This is a genomic window from Methanolacinia petrolearia DSM 11571, assembly GCF_000147875.1.
Taxonomy (GTDB): domain Archaea; phylum Halobacteriota; class Methanomicrobia; order Methanomicrobiales; family Methanomicrobiaceae; genus Methanolacinia; species Methanolacinia petrolearia.
In genome coordinates this window covers 1,524,357-1,544,591 of record NC_014507.1, presented here as the reverse complement: position 1 = coordinate 1,544,591, position 20,235 = coordinate 1,524,357, and the positions used below count along the sequence as shown (strand labels likewise).

17 protein-coding genes are annotated in these 20,235 nt (G+C 48.8%); 2 read left to right on the top strand and 15 right to left on the bottom strand.

The window, feature by feature from the left end; genetic code table 11:
- Positions 1-2 precede the first annotated feature (2 nt).
- The 15 genes from MPET_RS07685 to MPET_RS07610 form a co-directional block, all read right to left on the bottom strand.
- Entirely contained in the window at positions 3-1,082 is a 1,080-nt protein-coding gene (locus MPET_RS07685; protein ID WP_013329449.1) for a FecCD family ABC transporter permease, read from the bottom strand.
- A 62-nt stretch (positions 1,083-1,144) separates the two neighbouring features.
- Positions 1,145-2,371 carry an ABC transporter substrate-binding protein gene (locus MPET_RS07680; protein ID WP_013329448.1) on the bottom strand — a complete coding sequence of 409 codons (1,227 nt, stop codon included), beginning with the start codon at positions 2,369-2,371 and terminating at the stop codon, positions 1,145-1,147.
- Entirely contained in the window at positions 2,371-2,988 is a 618-nt protein-coding gene (locus tag MPET_RS07675) for a class I SAM-dependent methyltransferase (protein WP_013329447.1), read from the bottom strand. The genes MPET_RS07680 and MPET_RS07675 overlap by 1 nt, the downstream gene beginning before the upstream one ends.
- Before the next feature lie 11 nt (positions 2,989-2,999).
- On the bottom strand, positions 3,000-3,809 hold the full coding sequence (locus MPET_RS07670; protein WP_225353797.1) for an FmdE family protein: 810 nt from the start codon (positions 3,807-3,809) through the stop codon (positions 3,000-3,002).
- 28 nt (positions 3,810-3,837) lie between these two features.
- Positions 3,838-4,404 (bottom strand): SAM-dependent methyltransferase, encoded by a 567-nt coding sequence (locus tag MPET_RS07665; protein ID WP_013329445.1) that lies wholly within the window; start codon positions 4,402-4,404, stop codon positions 3,838-3,840.
- Between the two features lie 48 nt (positions 4,405-4,452).
- Positions 4,453-4,932 (bottom strand): PadR family transcriptional regulator, encoded by a 480-nt coding sequence (locus MPET_RS07660; RefSeq protein ID WP_013329444.1) that lies wholly within the window; start codon positions 4,930-4,932, stop codon positions 4,453-4,455.
- A 508-nt stretch (positions 4,933-5,440) separates the two neighbouring features.
- On the bottom strand, positions 5,441-5,701 hold the full coding sequence (locus tag MPET_RS07650; RefSeq protein WP_013329443.1) for a putative zinc-binding protein: 261 nt from the start codon (positions 5,699-5,701) through the stop codon (positions 5,441-5,443).
- A gap of 20 nt (positions 5,702-5,721) precedes the next feature.
- The gene (locus MPET_RS07645; protein ID WP_013329442.1) at positions 5,722-9,810 is read right to left on the bottom strand and encodes an acyl-CoA dehydratase activase; all 4,089 of its coding nucleotides are present in this window, start codon (positions 9,808-9,810) and stop codon (positions 5,722-5,724) included.
- Positions 9,811-9,816: 6 nt separating this feature from the next.
- The gene (locus MPET_RS07640) at positions 9,817-10,059 is read right to left on the bottom strand and encodes a FeoA family protein (protein WP_013329441.1); all 243 of its coding nucleotides are present in this window, start codon (positions 10,057-10,059) and stop codon (positions 9,817-9,819) included.
- A gap of 241 nt (positions 10,060-10,300) precedes the next feature.
- Positions 10,301-11,071, bottom strand: a complete 771-nt coding sequence (locus MPET_RS07635; protein WP_013329440.1) for an ABC transporter ATP-binding protein — start codon at positions 11,069-11,071, stop codon at positions 10,301-10,303.
- Positions 11,065-12,141: a FecCD family ABC transporter permease gene (locus MPET_RS07630; protein ID WP_013329439.1), complete on the bottom strand. Its 1,077-nt coding sequence runs from the start codon at positions 12,139-12,141 to the stop codon at positions 11,065-11,067. The genes MPET_RS07635 and MPET_RS07630 overlap by 7 nt, the downstream gene beginning before the upstream one ends.
- A gap of 47 nt (positions 12,142-12,188) precedes the next feature.
- A complete protein-coding gene (locus MPET_RS07625; protein WP_013329438.1) occupies positions 12,189-13,340 on the bottom strand; it encodes an ABC transporter substrate-binding protein in 1,152 nt (383 codons plus the stop codon).
- Positions 13,341-13,469: 129 nt separating this feature from the next.
- On the bottom strand, positions 13,470-14,495 hold the full coding sequence (locus MPET_RS07620; RefSeq protein WP_048131055.1) for a methyltransferase: 1,026 nt from the start codon (positions 14,493-14,495) through the stop codon (positions 13,470-13,472).
- A 12-nt stretch (positions 14,496-14,507) separates the two neighbouring features.
- Positions 14,508-15,545, bottom strand: a complete 1,038-nt coding sequence (locus MPET_RS07615; protein ID WP_225353796.1) for an ABC transporter substrate-binding protein — start codon at positions 15,543-15,545, stop codon at positions 14,508-14,510.
- A gap of 723 nt (positions 15,546-16,268) precedes the next feature.
- Positions 16,269-17,885, bottom strand: a complete 1,617-nt coding sequence (locus tag MPET_RS07610) for a putative manganese-dependent inorganic diphosphatase (protein ID WP_013329435.1) — start codon at positions 17,883-17,885, stop codon at positions 16,269-16,271.
- A gap of 562 nt (positions 17,886-18,447) precedes the next feature.
- Here MPET_RS07610 and MPET_RS07605 point away from each other — a divergent pair.
- Together MPET_RS07605 and MPET_RS07600 are read left to right on the top strand one after the other, a co-directional pair.
- Positions 18,448-18,924 (top strand): pyridoxamine 5'-phosphate oxidase family protein, encoded by a 477-nt coding sequence (locus MPET_RS07605; RefSeq protein ID WP_013329434.1) that lies wholly within the window; start codon positions 18,448-18,450, stop codon positions 18,922-18,924.
- A 524-nt stretch (positions 18,925-19,448) separates the two neighbouring features.
- Positions 19,449-19,841 carry a thioredoxin family protein gene (locus MPET_RS07600; RefSeq protein ID WP_013329433.1) on the top strand — a complete coding sequence of 131 codons (393 nt, stop codon included), beginning with the start codon at positions 19,449-19,451 and terminating at the stop codon, positions 19,839-19,841.
- Positions 19,842-20,235: the final 394 nt, after the last annotated feature.

Genomic DNA, 20,235 nt, shown 5'->3' with positions numbered 1-20,235 from the left:
ATTCACCCGAATATCTCTTTTCCTTTGTTTCTAAGGAGATAGCACAGGTACGGGGCCCCGAGGATCGAAGCGATGATTCCCACGGGGACCTCGGCACTTGTAAGAGTTCTTGCAAGTGTATCGCAGACTATCAGGTAGAATCCGCCCATCATGAATGCGGCGGGGATCACGAACCTGTTGTCAGGGCCGAGGATCAGCCTCGATGCATGAGGCATCATGAGCCCCACCCATGCAATAATTCCTACGAAAGATACTGCAAATGCGGTAATTGCCGTCGCAAGTGCGATTAATATGAGTTTGTATTTTTCCGGGTTTATCCCGAGAGTAATTGCCTCTTCGTCTCCCATTGACAGGATATTCAGTTTCCAGCCCAGTATCCAGATTATAATAAGGCATATGACGACGGCCGGAGCGAGTAGCGATACGTCGCTCCATGACGCATAATAAAATCCGCCCATGAGCCAGAAGACGATCTCTCTCAGTGCCGAATCGTCCGAGATGTACTTCAGCAGGGATACCAGTGCGGAAAAGATGGACCCGATTATAATTCCCGCAAGCACAAGCGTTACGACCGGGGTTTCACCTCTTACACGCGAGAGCAGGTATGCCATGCCGACTGCCATAGATCCGAATGCAAATGCGGAGAGCTGAACCGAGAAAAATATTGCAGGGAAAACGATCGCGAGAGCCGCACCGAATGCAGCACCTGACGAAACACCCAGGATATACGGCTCGACGAGCGGATTCCTGAACACACCCTGGAAGACTGCGCCCGAGATTGCGAGAGCTCCGCCAACGAATATAGCAAGAAGAACTCTCGGAAGCCTGATATCCCATATAATCGTGTCCTGTGTTTTCGGGATTTCTTCGACGTTCCCGAAGGTGAGGTGCGTTAAGATGGTCCGGGCGACTTCCGGAATCGTTATGTCGTAGGTACCGAGAATTACGGCAACCGATGCGGATATAATTAAAATGAAGAAGATAACAAGTAAAACCGCTATCTTTCTCCCTTCGACAAACCCGTTCTTTATATCATATCCCAGGTCTGTTATATGCTGCCTGAACTCCGTGGTTTCGGTCATTTCTGTTAATTTCCCCGTGCAACCTGTTTCATCTCTGCGAACGGCCTGCGGATGTAGAGTCGTTACTCACCGATACACCAGTCCATAAGCTGTGCGGAACGCAGTTCGGCCGCTTTACCGGAATCGACCCCGTAGACATCCTGGTAGAATGAAAGAATCCATTCGTTGAGATCGATATCTTCGAAGAGTTCGGGATACACCGCTTTTGCCGTCACCATCAGGTCGATGGGATACTCCAGTCTTTTTGCGGCGTTCCTTGGTGCGTATGGGAGCGATGAAACGTTATGATCTTTAACGGCCCGCAATTCACGGAGGTTCTTGTAATAGGTCGCATTATAGAGTTCTCCCGGCGGGTGATATCCTGATGCGGTCCCGAGAATTATTACGTCGGGGTCCATGGAAAGGATCTGTTCCGTGTTGATAACCTGGAAACTCCCTGCATCGGAGCGGAATGCATTCCTTGCATTTATCAGGTTTTCAATCATGTAGGACTCGGTCGTTTTCAGTCCCCATGCGATTCCTGCCGCGGTCTCCGTCCTGTACGAGGATGAGAGGCCGAGTACGAGGACGTCTTTTTTCTCGTCTTCGCCGACGGATGCGGTTCTTTCCTGTATGTCGTTCTTCATCGATTCAAGGATTGCTGCAATATCTTCTGCTTCGTCTTCTTTCCCGAAGACCCGGCCGATTATTTCGATCTCGTCGGATATCGCTGTAGGATCTGAATCTTCATAGCAGTTGGGGCTGTAGAGGACGACTACCGGTATTCCGAGCGACTCAATCTTTTCGATGCTCTTCTCTGCATTCTCATCCTCGCATGAAAGGAATGCGGAACTGCCGAGACGAAGGATGACTACATCGGGATCGGCAGCCGCGAGAGTTTCGTAGTTCATGGCAACGCCGTAATCGACGAAGAGGGGAAGGTCGTCCAGCCCCGGTGAAAGAACTGTTGCGACATTGTTCCCTCCGGCAGCGGTTACATTCGTCCCGTCGTCAAGTGGATATGAATACCCGGATTTTGCGGATGAAAGAAGGCCTTCCGATCCGATGGCGACGATCCTGTCGTCGACTCCGAGAATGTACATCACTTCTTCGATGAGACCGTCGGATACCGTTGCAACCCTTTCGATATCGACGGGTAGTTTTACTTCGACTCCCCTGCTGTCGGTGACAATCCTGTAGTCATCATCGGAAACCTGTTGGATATCCCCGGTTCCGCCGGTCTGCGTGCAACCCGGAACGGCTGCAAAGATCAGGAGGATTACGAGGATTAAGAACATCGCCTGCTTCATTACGGCCCCTCTTCCGGTGAGAATCGAATCATGTAATTATAGCCGAGATCCGTCATTGAGATCCAGTTTAAGCCGCAGGAAGATGCATAAGATTTAATCGCTTCCGGTGAGAGCCGCATCTGGAGCGGGGGACCGAAACCGGTCTCTTCCTTTTTGCATTCGATCACGAACAGACGTCCCTGCGGTTTTAATATCCTGGCGATTTCGGTGAATAGAGCTTTCCCGCAGTTTTCAAGATCTACCGAGTGAAGAACCGTCGAGATCAGGCATACATCTATTGAAGAATCTTCAAACGGCAGGGTTTCGTGGATATCGCTTATGACTCCTTTTATGTTGTTCAACCCGAGTTGTCCTGAATTTTCGAGCAGGTCGTCTATCAGGTTCCGGTTTATGTCCGCAGCATAAACGATGCCCGATTCTCCGATCTCTTCGGCGGCACAGATCGAGTAGTCGCCGGTACCGCACCCGAGATCGAGAAAGACGTCTCCATGCTTTAAATCCAGTTCCGTAAAAATAAGTTCGGGATCTTGCATCCAGAAGCTGGTCGGGCCTCTTCCACGGTGGTGATCTCTCTCACCCGTCCGGCAGTTATGAGAGCGATTATTAGCAGAATCCATAAACAGCCCTCCTACAGGAATTTATCCGGTCCGTGATTCTGTTTTTTGACTTTCTTCTCCGGCCGGAGGTCTTTTTTTCTGATTCCGCTTCCGTCAAGTTCAAAATATCTTCCGATACAATCGAAGCATTTTCTTTTATGCAGGCCGGTCTTCCAGACCTTTGTTGCCATGACCTGTTCTCCGCATTCGGGGCAGACGAAACTGCCTGTAATCGGTGCATAGTCCGGGATGTCGGGGACCACGGTTTTCGCCTCGAAAAGATCTTCGAACGGTTTTTTTATTATTACGAAAGCTGCTTCGCGGCCTTTTTGCCTGAATCTTTTAAGTTCCGAAGGGCCGCCCTCGCGTCTCATTATGACCTTCTCCATCAGGGGGTAGAATTCGGGGACTTCTTTAATGATGTAGTCCATGAATTCAGGGCGAACTCTTATTCGTATTCCTTCTTCTTTTCCGCGAACTGCGAAGGTTACCGCATGTTTACCGAGATCACGGTAGATTAGAGAGTTGTTTCCGAGCGTACAGCCCGAGACTGCCTGTATGCCGTCTGCGAAGCATGCATTTACTTCTGCGATCGCGAGCAGGTCTTCCATTATCCCGTCCGAACTGATTGCTTCGTCCCCGAGGAGGGAGAATCCATAAAGGGATGCCATCACGCCGAGAGCGCTTCCCGGGCAGAAATGGCCGTGTATCTCGGCGGTTTTGACGAGGCATGTCGCCGCATCCATATTCCGAATCGCTTCGATAAACTTTGAGCGGGGATTTTGTTTCAGGTCTTCAAGATCTTCGTCGTTGAAAAAATCCGAACAAAATTCTTCTCCCATTGTCATTTCCTTAATAGCCGTCATAAGATCACTTCCTGCTTTCATCTACGAATTCTTCGAGAATTTTTGTAATCCAACCGGGGATTTGAGTGTTTTTAAAAGAGAATAATTCAGCGACATACGGTTTGATGTCGAGGACAGGGCTGTTGTCTATTGCATCCAGCCCCCGGACCGTCAGCCTGGGGCCGTCTCTTTCGATTAGCTTTACTACCGTAACCAGTACAGGGTTAGGTCTTGCCGGGCTGAAAGTGGAGTATATTCCTTTAAGCGGGTAATCCTCCTGACCTGCAGGATGGATTCTTTTGAGCTTCCTTCCCTGATCTCCGATTTCATGCCCCCAGTAGACGATAACCAGGTGAGAATAGTCGTCTATTCCGTCGAGAAGTTCCTCCAGTTCGTCATTCAGTATGATTTCGGAAAGGGTTTCAGGGGAGTTCGCCATCTTTTCAATCGCGGATTCGCATGATTCATTGACGGTCAGTCCCTGTTCTCCGGCAACAAGCGGCGGAGTTTTAATCCCGTTTTTTATGATTCCCACGGGGTTTAAAACAAATTCATTCAGGCATCCTGCCTGTACGGCGGCTTCATCGTTCATATCTGGTGAAATCTCCGATGGCCGCAATATGTTATTGTTATTTTTCTCTTAAAGCCGTTTAATCTCTTCAAAAGTACTGGAAATCATCCCGATTGCTTTCTCTTTTTTTTCTGCGGGTAGATCCTCGACATAGAATCTCATGTCCATCATGAGATTGATAAACGAGATGTTCTCTTCCCCGAAGATTTCCAGGTGCATTTTTTTGAAGAAATTAACACGTGCCTCGGATACTTCTTTTTTATCCCTTAGATCAGATATGGTCTGCCTTCCCGAATCCGTCAGTTCGTAGATCCTCTTGGAGCGTTTCCCGATCTCTTTTACCTGGATCTGCCCCTCTTCTTCAAGAGATTTTAATATGGGATATAAAGTTCCCTTGTTCGGAACCCATGCCCCGTTTGTTTTTTCTTCAATCTCTTTCAGGAGATCGTAACCGGATTTGGGCTCCCTGTCGAGTGAATGAAGTATGAGGATTGTCAGAAATCCTCTCTCTTTCCCGTTTTCAGGAGCAAATTTCCATACTTCTTTCATAACAAATAATATTGCGGTCCATGTGTTATTATTCAAACTGTTCAAAAGCACACAGTTGGTTTTCAAACCGTTGAATAATAACTATGGTATTAACTATGGTATAAAAGTTATGATTATTGAGACAGAATTTCTGGATTGTTAATATCGATTCGGGATCGATATCCATTAAGCACATTGTTGGCAACCTCTCGCCGCGGGCCGCCGGAGACAGCCCGCGGATCGGCCCCGGCCTCGGGGCCTCTATGTTGAGATAGCCGCTCAGGGGACAGACAAGTGTCCCCTGAACGGAGAGATGCTTATATTCAACAGCCCGGGGGACCCTCGCCGGTCCCCGGGCGTGCAAAGAGAGAGAACTCTCTCAGGGCAAGGCCCCTGGGCGGGGGCCGTCCGGCGGCTAGGCCGCCGGTGCCGGGGTTGTCAGAGAAAGATCTGCTGGCAATATCTAAACGTACGTGAGGATGTGGGAAAAAAACCCGGGTCAATAATTATGAGGTAAATGACATCAGATTCATATTTCGCTGTCTCTTTTGATCACCTCTGCTGCCGTTTCGGTCTCTTCTACATCATATAAACGGTAACAATGTCCGTTCTTCTTTTTCACTCCCAAATCCGTTATCGATACCTCTTTTTGCACAATATTGCCGGTATGATCGATCACTTTCTTTCTGCATGTCATTTTGCAGCCTTCGATCGAAATAGTCTCATTTCCCTCTTTAATTTCTCCTGAATGATATCCGGATTCGAACGGGGGAGAATGATATTTTTTCATTTCATCGCACCACGGCATACTTAGAGATAATACAGGAACGATTCGATCCTGACCTTGTCGTTCTCGTTTTCATTTCCGTCGAATGAAAGGTTTAACACCGGCAGGGAATTCCTGCCGTCAAATCCCTTGTGAAGTGTATTGAGAGTGATCGCCGTATTTTCATACAGCGATGAGACATTGATGATGCCGTCTATGCCTTTCATCTCCCCGAGAATTTTGGACTCCCTGTATCTTCCGAAAGCCCCTGCGTAATAGCCGGTGGATGCATCCGCTCTCTCTATGAGACCTGACGGGTTGTCTTCAAAGGGACTCATCTCTTCAAGCGAGATGTTCATCTCCGAGATGTAGCTTTCAAGGAGATCGATCATCGGCAGCAGAAGTTCTCTTTTCTCCTCGTCCGCCCGTTTAATGATATCAGTCCAGAAATGCCACATGCACTCGCTTAGTGGTGCATAAGCAACCCGGTAGCCTTTGTCTTCGATTTCCCTGAAGGTAAAGGCATTCAGGTAATCATTATAGAGGACGAACAATTCTCCGCCGGCGAATATCGCCCCTTTGAATTCACTCACTCTCAGTTCGGAGAGAATCTTTTTCGAAAGAGCAAGCAGCGATTCGATGTTCAGATTTCCGTCGTCAATCATCCGGGTAATCTTTTTGAGGTAATTATCCCTCGAAGCATAATGTGCAGTCCGGATAAGATCTCCTGCAACAAGGATCAGGAAGATCTGGTCGAGATGCCTTTTGTTTCCCGATATAAGATCCTCATAATACGGGGCGATGATTCCAACTCCCCTTAATCTTTCCCTGTCGAGGACTGTTCTTATCATACGGTTGTACTGCCCGTCCACTTCGGCACCCTCCGCCTGGGGAATATAAATGAATCCCGGGTTCATATCGTGTTCACGGATTCCCGGTATGCTCAGCACATCTCCTATAAGAGCGGTCATGGAGAGGTATTCATTGGTCATTATGTGTTTTCGCCCTTCATCGAGCGATCGTCCGTCGGTTTCCGGGATAATCCTGCAGTCGATCCCCGATGTCTTCAGGAATTCGCAAAATAATTGCGAATAGGGGTAAACGTTTGGAATGTAAACCCTTGCATTTTCGGGAAGATCCGAAATGTCCGTTTTGATATCCGTTTCATTATGGGCAACACGGCCGGGGTATACATTCATATCTTCTGCGTCTCCTTCGCTGATGTGCCTCAGGCTGTTTACGAATGCTTCAAGCCTCGTAGTTACGCCGACACCCGACGAATGTTCGTCGATTTCTATGTTCAGGTAGGGCTTATCCCCCATAATATCCCTGAAATAATGCGTGAACACAGTGTCCGGTCCGCAGCCGTGGTGGGTCAGGAATATTGCGTAGAGATTCGGGTGACTGCGTACGACCTGTGCGGCCTCCAGTATATGCTGTCCGAACGGCCAGAACATATTCGGGTGCTCTTTCGAGATGTCGCTTTCCGGAAGATTGTAGAAAGCAAGAACTTTGTAACCCATTTCTTTGAGTTTTTCGGGAATCCCGAGATTCAGTGCGGGATCTGCCACTCCGTATGTCTTCGAGATCAGAACGAAGGCCTTCTCGTCCGGTTTTAGATCCTTAACCATCTCCCTGCCTTTCTCTTCAACCCTCTTTTCAAATGCATTGAAAGCTTCCATTCCGCATCCCAGTCCTCTGCCTGTTTCTTCAGGACTCCTGTCAAGCTGCCTGCCGAGATCCATGAAGCCCTTTTTCATGAATTCCTCCCCGAGACTGAAGCCGATTGTCGGCGAAAGGAGTTTTATTCCTTTTTTGTCGAGCTCCATCGCCCTGTTTACGAGTTTGAAGGCGAGCTGCATGTACGGGCAGCCGAAATCCTGCCGCGAGTGCGAGCCCGGGTGAAGAACAGTGTACAGATCCGGGAAAAAGATGTAGTCCACGTTTTTGTTCATGAGCTCTGCCACATGGCCGTTTACCAGTTTGACCGGGTAGCAGGTCTCGTCCAGCGAGTATTCCTGCCCCAGTCTTACCGTCTCTTCATTAGTGGGATCGGAGAGGACGACATTATACCCGAGGGCCCTGAAGAATGCGCTGAACATCGGGTACATCCCGTAGGTGAACAGGGCCCGTGGCATTCCGATCGTCTTCTTCGCCGGGTCGATCTTTCCGTCGTACCCTTCGAAGATGATGTCGTTTACGGCTCTGCTGAATTCGGGTTCGTTGTCGACGGCCGGTTCCTGCTCTTTTGATGCTTCATTGACATCCCCTGATTCGTCCTGGTAAAATCCCTTAAAGCCGGTTTTTTTCGTGCCGATCTCTTCTTTGGTAAGCAGTGCGGAGCCGTAGGCCCCGGTGACGCTGAAGAACGGGGGGACGGTCACCTCTTTTCCTGTCAGCGCCCTGAAGGCGTTTACGACACCCTGGTTGTATGCGATCCCGCCCTGCAGGAAGATTTTATCGCCGATCTTCTTCTGTCCCACGACCCTGTTGAGGTAATTTTTTGCGATCGAATAGCACAGGCCGGATACTATATCTTCCGTAGGAGTGCCGCCTGCAAGCCGGGATGCGATGCTCGTCTCTATGAAAACGGTGCACCTTTCCCCGAGGTTGACTGGTTTTTTACTTTTTAATGCGATCTCCCCGAACTCGTCTATGGGAATCTCGAACTTGTTCGACTGCTCTTCAATGAATGATCCCGTTCCTGCGGCACAGATCTTGTTCATCTGGAAATCGGTTACCCTTCCGTCATTAAGGCTGATGAACTTCGAATCCTGCCCTCCGATTTCAAAGATTGTATCCGTGGTGTTGTCTATTGTCGAGGCCGCCTTCGCCTGTGCAGTAATCTCGTCCTTTATTACGTCGGCTCCTATGGTCCTGGCGATCATATATCGTCCGGACCCGGTTGTTCCTACTCCGGCGATCTCGATGTTGTCTCCCGTCCCGGTTAACTCGTCTCCGAGTTCCCTTAGGCCGGTGAAGACCGCCTTCACAGGATCGCCGAGTGTACGCAGGTACCTGTATGCGATGATCTCGTTATCCTCGTCGATCAATACAAGATTCGTGCTTGTCGAACCCGTATCGACCCCGAGAAAACACCTGATCTTTCCGTTACTGCGGTTGAAGGGTTTGCAGATATGCTTTTCTCTGCTGTCGTTATTTCCAAAAATTCCGAGGGCTGGAAGTTTCACATCCTGGTCTTCGTAACTATTGCATTCGTTCAGGAGCCGGGGATCGCCTCTCAGTGCCTTGAGATTCAACCCGAGACAGTCTTTTTTGGCGATTATAGCTGCTCCGATTGCCTGGGTTTCGGCGCACATCCCGGGAACAATAAGCTCTCCGTCTCCCAGGTTGAAGACATCTTTGATTGCCTTTTCAATTGCCTCGTTTAATGCAACTCCCCCGGTGAATACGACCGGGGCCCTGACAGGCAGTTTTCTGACGACCGCTCCGCGATAATTTCTTACAAGTGCATAGGCAAGCCCCTGGAGAATATCTTCAACCGGAACTCCTTCCTGCTGGTGATGGATAATGTCGGTCTTCGCAAAGACGCTGCATCTCCCTGCAATCCGCGGGATGGTTTTGCTTTTGGCGGCACAGGCCGAATAGTCCCCGATATCAAGATTGAGTCTTGAAACCTGCTCTTCGAGGAAGGAACCGGTTCCTGCAGAGCAGTTCGGGTTCATCGATATTTCAACGTTTGATCTGCTGCCGTCCCCGAAACCGGTTATATACCTGGCGTTCTCCCCCCCTATATCCATAATCGAGCATGCACCGTGTTCCTGCCTGGTGCATCCTTCGATTAACGCCGGGATGTCCTTTACATGATTTTTACCGTAGATCGGTGAGAGTATTCTGCTTTCGCTTCCCGTTATGCCGCCGTAGATTATATCGCCGGTTTCATACAGTTCCGAAAGCCTCGCCAGAACTTTTGTAAGTTTTTCCCTGATCTTTCCCTTGTGCAGGACGTAATCCGTGTATACGACGTCATTGTAGTCGTCGACCAGTGCGATCTTTACAGATGAATAGCCTATATCGATTCCTATGCTGTATGACGGATTTATTCCTGAAATGACATTGTTTTCAAATGCTGCCGCCTGGTTATCTTTTATCCCTGTTACTGCCTGATCCATAATTCATCACCTCGCAAATTCCGTCTCCATAGCCGGTTCTACAAGGATATCCGAGGCCATTTCCGGAGACAGAATGATCCTTTGTCCCATTATCGCCACGATGACGTTCTTCCTGATCGGCAGTACTGAAAGCATCCGGATCGTTTTGCCTTTGTAGATTCCGATGTCATTTAACTCAGCCGCAAATCCGGTGATATCCGTGATAATCCCTTCTTCTCCGTATTTCAGTTCTATGAATTTCTTGAGCATTTTTTCTCCTTTGACCGGTATTGCTGGTCTCATCATATGCAGTTCGTCAATAGTTGTTTTTACAACGGTTGGTTAACAAACTATTGTACTTATGTTGGTTTTAGGTTTGTAAAAACAAGTGCCTAAAAAATTTAGATTATAGAAAGATGCCCGAAAAGGAGGTGAGGCCGACAGTTAATTTAAAAATAATTTGTGCCGGATGGCAAGAAATTGTAAAAACGGAAGAAAAGTCTGGTAAAAATCAGATCGGCTGGACGGGAATTACATGGGGCAGGTCGTCTTCAATAATTATTTTTGCATCGACTCCGTAGACGTCTCCGATATTTTCCCGTGTAAGGACATCTGCCGGGCTTCCCGAATATGCAATCCGCCCCGACTTCAGCATCAGGATTTTATCGGTGTACCTCGACGCCAGGTTCAGGTCGTGCATGACGATTATGGAGAGAAGTTGTTTTTCCGCCGAGAGTTTTTTGATGATATCCATAACCTCAAGCTGGTGCCTGATATCCAGTTTCGATGTGGGTTCGTCAAGTAGCAGAATCCCGGTCTGCTGTGCTAATGCCCTCGCGATCATTACCCGCTGCTGCTGGCCCCCCGACAGTTCGGATATATTCCTGAGTGCGATATCTTCGAGATCCAGCATTTTTATGACATCCGCTGCAATCTTCAGATCTTTCTGTCCGATTCTCCACGAGGTGTACGGGCGGCGACCGGTCAGAACGGTATCGAAGACAGTCGAAAGGAACGACACCGGAAATTCCTGCGGGACGTACCCGAGCTTTCCCGCGATCTCCGTTGCTTCCATCCTGCTGATATCCTTGTCGTCGATTAGCACTCTTCCTGCCTGCGGTTTAAGTATATTGTTGATGCACCGGAGGAGTGTACTCTTACCCGCCCCATTGGGGCCGATGATGCCCACTATTCCCGGTTCTTCGAATTCCATCGAAATGTTCTTCAGGACCTTTTCCGTCCCATACGAAAGCGAGAGGTTTTCAATCTTCAGCTTCAGCATTTCGCCCTCCCGAACAATATCAGGTAGACAAAGAACGGAACCCCCAGAAAGGCGGTGATTACGCCGACCGGAATAATTACCGGCGAGAGGGCAGTCCGTGCAATAGTATCGGCGATAATCAGGAAGACCGCTCCCATAAGACCCGAGGCCGGTATCAGAAACCTGTTGTCGCCTCCGATTATAAGCCGGCAGATATGGGGCGAAACCAGGCCGATGAAGCCGATCGCACCTACAAAACTTACGACTCCTGCCACAAGGAGAGAGGACAGGGCGACGATCATGATCCTGAAATGCTTGACGTTTATCCCGAGACTTGTTGCACTCTCGTCGCCCCCGCCGAGAATATTCAGGTCCCATGATTTCCATACGATTACGGGAACGACAACTGCTACGATGGGAATTACGAAATAGAAATCGCCCCATGAGACTTTACCGAGATCTCCCACCATCCAGAACATAGCGCTCTTTACCGCTTCCGAATCCGCGAAGTACGCGATAAACGTGGTGACCGCCTGGAAGAAGAACATCAGTGCTATTCCCGTGAGGATCATCGCCTCCGCGGAACCGTCCTTCTTCTCGCCGATCAGGATAATAATTCCTGCGGCGATAAGTGAAAACAGAAATGCGTTTCCGATAATAGCGTATGTCCCTGCAAGAATTCCCGCCCCGAAGACGATCGCGATAGTCGCCCCGAGTCCTGCGGCCGAGGCCACGCCGAGCATATAGGGATCGGCAAGCGGGTTCTTCAGTGTCGCCTGCATTGCACAGCCTGCAACGCCGAGTGCAATTCCGGTAAAAAGCGCCATGAATATTCTCGGGAAGCGGAGTTTCCACAGGCAGATCTCCGCCGTCCATGAACTCTCGAAACTTTCGGGGAATATCTTTCCGAGAATTGAGTTATATGCATCCGCCAGCGCCACATCGGCAGAACCGCTGGATGCAGCTATTCCTATGCATATTATTATGGCAGCCACAAGTCCGATGATGAATAATGTTTTTCTACTCCTGTAGCTGTGATAGCCTTCGCATATGTCAAAACCGCCGTCGTTTCCTTTCAAATTTGTTTCCATTAGGTAAATCTCCGTTATTCTCCAGTATTCTCCGTCTTTTTCATTCTCTATACCACAGCCTCCGCCGGGTATGCAAACAGTCCCGATTGTGAGAGATTATAGTCCGCCTCCATGAAACGGCTGATATATTCCTGGTGAACTGCTTCGGGGTCGAGGTCGCTGAACTCTTCGGGATAAAGCCATTTTGCAAGATAGGCCAGTCCGACGATATTCCGCTGCGTGGCGTCCATCGAATCATCAAAAAGGTACACGTCGCCGTTTCTGACCGCATCGGTATTTGAAAAGACATCCATCTCCATGATCGCGTTGCGAATCTCTTCGGCACCTGCAATAGCTTCCCCGCGGTCTGTTGCAGAATAACCGAAAACACCGGGATAACGTTCTTCCCAGCATTTGACAACGATCACGTCGATATCCTGTTCGAGCAGCCACTCGCGATCGACATCGCCGTAAGATATTGGCAGATCTTTTGCCACATTCTCCGCACCTGCCGCATCGAGAAAATTTTGGAACCATTCCATGTCTTTCCCGTATGTTACAATCTGGTCGGCAGATGTTTTTCCGATTCCCCTGAAGAATACACGCGGACGATCTTCAGGATCGACAAGCGAGGTTTTCGATACGATCGTATCGTAGACGCCGTTATAAAATTCCAGGTACTCGTCTGCTCTCTCTTCATTTCCTGTAATTAATCCGAGCTTCTGGATCGTTTCGTTGAAGATCTCCGGACTCGGATCGAGAGTGTTAAGGAAGACGACCGGAATGTCGGGTTCGAGTGTCTGAATTATATCGTCGGCCCCTGTATACCAGTCGAATTTCGGGAGGATCAGGACGTCGGGATGAATTTCAACGATCTCCTCATAGTTGAGATCCATGGCATTCATTTTCTGGGATATTTCAGGAATATCCTCGAAGCCGGGGAAGAGGTGTTCGTCGTCTATATTCGCGTCTCTCCCCACGACCTGGTCCCAGGCCCCGATCAGCCTGAGCGAGTCGCTTAGAGAGTGATGCGAGTATGCAACTCTTTCGGCCGGGCCGTCGAGTGTAACCTCTCTCCCGTATGCATCGGTGATCGTGATCCTGTCTTCCGCCTGAAGTGCTTCGTTCTCTTCTTCACCTGTAGTCAACAACAGTATAGCTGCAGTCATTGCAACGACAACCAAAAAGATGGCTATGAATATTCCTGGTTTTTGAAACATCCTTTTTTATTAGCTGTTCGGTCGGTATAAGCGATATCCCGAGGATTTTAACCATGATTAACCATTTTAACCATGGTCAACCATTTTTGGTTTTAACTAAAATTCCTAAATTGGGATATTATGAGCCTTTTATGATCCCTTTACAGCTATGTCGAGATCGAACGGTCCGACATCGAGATCGATCGATTCGGAGGTTACTTCTTCAAACCCTGCTTTCTTCATCGATTCGGCGATAAGACCTTTTTTGATCCCCCAGTTGAATCCTGAAAATGCACTTGACATCATATTCAGAATGTGAAATTCCGGGGCCGTTCCTTCGTTGAAGATCCCGTCGTGGAGGCTTGCGAATACTCCGCCCGGATTCAGGGCATAATATATCTTTTGGACCATCTCGTCCATGCACCCGAGAGCGAAGTTCAGCGTACAACTGCAGAGGATCAGATCGTAGCCGGTTCCAAAAGAGTCCTGCAGGTAATTGCCTCCCATAACTGTCATTCTCGCGTCCAGCCCGTAATAGCTGATGAATTCTCCGGCTACTTTCGCAACGGCAGGCTGATCGAATACGACCCCGGTCATTGACGGGTGATGTTGCAGAACCGCTATTCCCATCAGTCCCGGCCCGCCTCCGAGATCGAGCATATGTTCGAAGGAGTCGAATTGAGGGAGTTTTGAAATTATCTCACCGAGTTTTTGCGCAGAACCCGAACGCTCCCAGTTGGCAATCGAGCGGGCGTAGTCCGACCAGAATTCCTCAAGGCCCATATCGTCCTCTTCCTTCGGGCCGGCCGGACCGCCTTTAACGGTTTCAATAATCTCCGCCGGGGTCATCGAGATTCGGTGGTATTCACGCAGCAGAATTTTGCCGTAATAAGTGGGGCTGTCGGATACGAGGAACTGCCTTGTGTCCGGGCGGTTGAGATACTCGCTGTTCTTCTTTTCGAGCAGACCGCATGCCACAAGTACGTTCAGGAATTCTTCGGTCGTTTCTGCACAATAGTTGCATTCTTCCGCAATTTTTTTCGCTGTCACCGGGCTGTTCAGGTGATCGAATATTCTGAGTTCGGCACCTGCCGCAAGAGCGTTTGCCCTTACCGGCGACAGGGATATATCGTAGATCCCTGTAAGTGATTCTTTGATTTCAGGTAATTCTTTCATTTTATTCACCATTTAATCGGGATAGACCATCAGTCCGCATTCCGATAGGTTGTAGTCGCCGGGTATGAACCGGTCCAGGTATTCCTGGTGGAGCGCCTTCGGGTCGAGGTCTTCGAAAAGGTCGGGATGGAACCATTTCGCCATGTATGCTATCGTAATAATATACCTGGGAGTGGAGGTCATCTCATTGTTCAGGAGATAGATCTCGTCGTCTTCAACCGCCTTCGAATTTGAAAAGACGTCCAGTTCACCGATCTCGTCTTTGATCTCTTCTGCCTGAATTCTCGCGGCGGAAGGGTCCGAAACATTATACCCGAACGTCTCGGGATATTTTTTGTCCCAGCATATGGCTGCAATGGCATCGATGTCCTGCTCCAAAAGCCATTCTTCGTCAACATCCGCACAATTTATCGGCAGATCTTCCGCGACATTCCTGACGCCTGCGGCATTGAAGAGCTCATTTCCCCCGGGGAATTCACTGCCGTACGTCTTGATCTCGTCAATTTCATCTGAAAAAGCCTTGAAGAAGACATTAGGACGATCTTCTTTCGAAATGTCGGATGTAATGCTCACGACAGGATCATAGATGCTCCTGTAAAATTCGATATATTCCCCGGCTTCGTCCTCCGTCCCGGCGATCTTTCCGATAGTCTCGATAGTGTCGCAGAATGTATCCGGGTTTAATGTATCGACGAAGACAACGTGCACATCAGGTTCAAGCTTGCCGATTATCTCGTCGGTATCTCCGAGCCAGCTGAAGTTCGGCAGAATTAAAACATCCGGATGGATCGCGATGATCTCCTCGTAATTGATATCCATCGGATTCCTGGCAGGGCAGATAACAGGCAGGTCTTCGACACCGGGATAAAATTTCTCATTCGATAAGTATCCGTCTCTTGCAACTACCTTGTCCCATGCTCCGGCGAGCTGGATTGCTTCGGATACGGAATAATGGGTACACGCAATTCTTTGGGCGGGCTCATCAAGTGTAATCACCCTGCCGGGAGCGTCCGTGATTACGATTTTTTCTGCTGTCGTATTATTTTCCAAAGGGCCGGTATCAGGCCGCAAAGAAAAAAAGATGCATAATATTGCTATGATCAATATCAGTCCGGCAATTATGCATAAGCGGAAGTTGTTTTTCATCAGCAATGGTTTGATATGCAACTGTTAAAAATCTAACTATTAATTTTAGTTAAATCAATTTTTGTTTACCTGAGGTGTCCCGAAAAATTTGGCATCAGCTATATATGCTAAGATAGATTAATCGGCGGCCCGGAACAGATATCTCTCGATCACATTTTTGATAACCCCCCGCCGCGGGCCGCCGGAGACAGCCCGCGGATCGGCCCCGGCCTCGGGGCCTCTCTATGGTGATAGACCGCTCAGGGGACAGGCGAGTGTACCCCGAGCGGAGAGACGCGGTAGATTCATGGCGTGTACGGAACGGGATGTGTTAAAACGTTCCTGAAACAAAGTTTTCATGCACTGTTTCATAAAAAAAACTAAATTCAACAGCCCGGGAGACTCTTGCCGGTCCCCGGGCGTGCAATGAGAGAACTATCCTAGGGCAAGGCCCCTGGGCAGGGGCCGTCCGGCGGCTTGGCCGCCGGTGCCGGGGTTGCCGGAGAAAGATATGAGACAGCAAAGAACCCGGACTCAAATTTTCATAGCAAATAAATTCGGGGTACCATAGTATGCTGCCGGATTAACAATTAGATTCGACCGTTTCCGAGTTTTCTGCGGTGAAAAAAGTTATAAAATTATGATTGTCTACAGGTTCTTCAGAATATGGCCGAACCATGGGATGAAATCGTTCTTCCTCGACATCATCCCTTCAAGGAGGAGCGGCTGTTTTTCCGCACCCGTATTCGAGAGAACGATCTCGTCTGCCACAAGGTAGAGTTCGCTTGAATTTTCAAAGACGCTTGTCAGGAGGACGGCGAAGATATCTACTCCCGAGGACTTTTTGATCTTTTTTGAAGTGCTGATTATCTCCTGCGAATTTTCATGCGAGAACTCGAATGTCGGAACCATGATCTGGGAGATGATTATCTTCTTCCCATAGAGTTCGTAACTTTTCGTATCTCTCATGAGAAGAGTTTCAAGATCCTCACCCTCAAGATTCATGCCTCTCTTTATCAGTTCCGTGCCGTATTCGATCGGATCGACCCCCGCAATTTTCGAGAGCCGGTCCACGATCTCCCTGTCCCTGTCGGTGGTTGTCGAAAGGCGGAGGACCATCGTATCCGACAGGATTCCCGATAGAAGTATCCCGGCGATCCCGCGGCTGATCTCTGTTTTGCTCCTGAGGTATCTTGAGGCGATGATCGTGCATGTCGAGCCTACGGGTTCGTTTATGAAGCATATGGGTTTTAATGTCGATATCGTCCCGATCCTGTGGTGGTCGATGATCTCGAGGATCTCGGCCTTCTCGATTCCCTCGACCGCCTGTCCGAATTCGTTGTGGTCGAGCAGGATCACGTTCTTCGATATATCGTCGAGGAATGTGTTCCGCGAGATCATCCCCTGGTATTTTCCGTCTTTGCCGGTTACGCAGGCCGTCCTGTATCTCGAATTCGAGACCAGCTGCTTGGCGTAATCCGTCGAATCCTCCATCGATACGGTCGGGACGTCGGTGGCCATTATCTGGCTGGCCGGAAGAGAGAGGTTGATCATCTTTCCGACACCGAATGCGTCGAGTTTCGTTGAAAGAACGGCGACTCCTTTTGCCTCTGCGGCTTTCCGTACACGTTCGCCGGCCGGTGCTCCGTCTGCGAGGATGAGCGCGGCAATTCCTGCGGCTATCAGTGCGAGCTGTGCCGGTTCGTTGTCGCCGACGATCGCGACATCGTTTTTGGTCAGTTTTGATAATGTCACGTGGAGGGCGTCGATCGCGATATAGACACGTCCTTCGAGAAGGTCGCAGGAGGGAACGAGAATTTCCGCGTGAAGTATTCTCTTGAGAGTGTCCAGCTTGATCGGGGTTATCGAGAGCTGTTCGATCTTATCGCGCCGGACATAGGCCTGGGCGAGACCGTACTCGCTGATGAGTCCTTTGAGAAAGCCTTCGGAGTCTGTTATCGGGACGTTGCGGACATTGTTCTCGTCCATTATTTTAACGATGTCTATCGTAGGAACACTCTCTTCGGCGCTGATCGAGTAGATCTGCGGAAGGTCGGATATTGATGCCTCTACACTTTCGATGTAGCGCGGTTCTTCAATCCCGAAATAATCGAGCGCATAACCGGTCTCCTCGGTCACGGGCCCGCATCTTGCAGGGATATAGGTTCCGTTTCCCTTTGAATTCAATAATTCGGCATATGCTATGACGCTGCATATCGAATCGGTATCGGGATTCCTGTGCCCGATTACATAGATTTCATTCATAATTGTTCCCGGAATCTTCGTCCATATAAGAATTGATCCCGGTTAATATCACCTTTTTCCCGGTGTAATTTTTATGGAGGAGGACGGAGTTTTAAAATTTCCCGGGAGGCATCTGTACCTGACTGTATATCGACAGGAGTGTACGAAATTTGTTCGTGTGGGCCGGTGCAGGGAAACCGTTATATCTCATATAACTTATAATAAGTTATGACGGGTTTATGTGATGACTGCTGCCGGAAAGTGATGAGTTAATAAAAATTATTCATACAACAAAGGAATATTTTCGTTCTCACATGGTGGTGCCCCCCATCTGATCTCTCCGGCGGTTTTGGAATCTCATGGCCTGTCGTCCTTTCAGTATTTTATTCCGACAGGAAGACGCATTGTTTTATTTGCAATTCCCTGAACGGATTATTTCATTTGCAATCGATGATGCCGTTTTGCTGTTCTGTAATTTATTTTCAGGCAGGGATCTGGATAAAAAAGATTTTATAAAAAGACCAATGCAAATATTTATTTCTCATTGTACTGACACTTCATTGTTGTTGCAGGGGTAATAAGAATGGAAGTTGTCAAAATACCTCATATGGAAAAGGAAGAGTATAACAGACTGATTGAGGAGGGGTATATATGCCGGATAGCTTTTCAGGGGGAAAAATATCCGTATATGGCCCCGTTCCTCTATGTTTTTGACGGAAAATTTCTGTATTTCCTGTCTACAAAATACGGGAGAAAGAACGATCTTTACAGGCTGAATCCTTATGTCTGCGTGGAGGTCGAGAGATATTCGTCCGATCTTTCGTGTTATGACTTTGTGACCATGCAGGGATACCTTGTCCAGGAGGAGGACTCCATAACCAAGAAGCAGGTCCGGGAGATGTTTGTCGATATGATCGTGAAGAACAAACTTTCTCCAAATATTCTTGCCGCACTTGGTCATGCTCCTTCGGACCCGATCGAGTCTATCGCGACGGAGGAGAGATCGAATATCTGGAAGTTGACGGGAGTTACCGATATCGTAGCTCTTAAGAATCTCTGAACTCCCTTTTCATTTTTCATCCCGGGTTTTACGTCCGTCTGTCTTAATTGTAGATATTATAGCCTCTCCAAGTAATTTGGCGCATCTTTGGCACCTCTCGCCGCCAGCCGCTTCGCAGGCTGACGGATCGGCCCCGATCTCGGGGCCTCTCTATGGTGATAGACCGCTCGGGGGACAGGCGAGTATCCCCCGAGCGTGCCTTGGGATGGCTATCTTAAGGCAAGGCCCCTGGGTAGGGGCCGTCCGGCGGATTAGCCGCCGGTGCGGGGGTTGCCTGAGTATGATCTGTAAGCAATACAGCAGTGCCGTGTATGCAATATCTGAACGTACGTGAAGATGTTTAATATCTCAAAATTATTTACCCGCATGAAACAGAGAAAAGTCAATTATTTTAATCTTGCAGGTTTAAAAAAATTCCATTTTTGCAGGAATGAAAAAAATTCCATTTTTGCAGGTATGGAAAATATTTTTTACCGGGAGACTAAGTTATCTCTGATATCGACTTTTGCACGGAGTGATAACGGATGTCTTCACCTGTAACAATGGAGTTAAACGATCTCAACTGGGAAAATTTCGTCGAAAAGACCGAAAAACCTGTAATCGTGATGTTTTACAGCGAAAAATGCCCTCACTGCAGGACAATAATGCCTTATTTTGAGGAATATGCCGGAAAATATCATGAAAAGATGAGATTCGGCCTGCTGAATATCAGTGATGCAATCTGGCTCAGTGAAAAATTCGGGGTTATGGCGACCCCGACATTCAAATTTTTCTGCGGAGGGCGGCCCGTTCAGGAGATGGTCGGGGCGGTATACCCGAATATTATCGAGAAGAGAATTGCCGAGATGATCGAACACGGGGCAGAGTGCGTGGAAAAGTCCACCGAGATAAAATATGAGATAACCGGGTACGGATAATTTATTTTCAGGTCTTTTGAAGGGAGGGGGAAGATTCCCCCTCCCTGTGACCCTCCCCCTCATGGCGATAGGTCGCGGTCGGGATGGTCGAGCATCCCTCCCGTTCCGTGAAGAATTTTATTCAATTCAAAATTGTGGTAGATTTTTATCGTAATCTCGGCCCTTGTTCTTCCCCCGGCCGAGGCAACCGAAGGGCTTCGCCCTTTCGATACCTAAGGCGACCTTCGGTCACCAGTTCATTTCATGAAATTTTTTCCCGAGATGGTAGCGTCCAGGCCGGGTTATCGTGATTGCGCAATTTTGCGGAGCAAACTTAGCGCCTGGGCTGCCCCGAAGGGGCTTATGCCCTTTTATCTATCCTAATTTTTTATTGACGGAAGAGTTTATGCCCTTC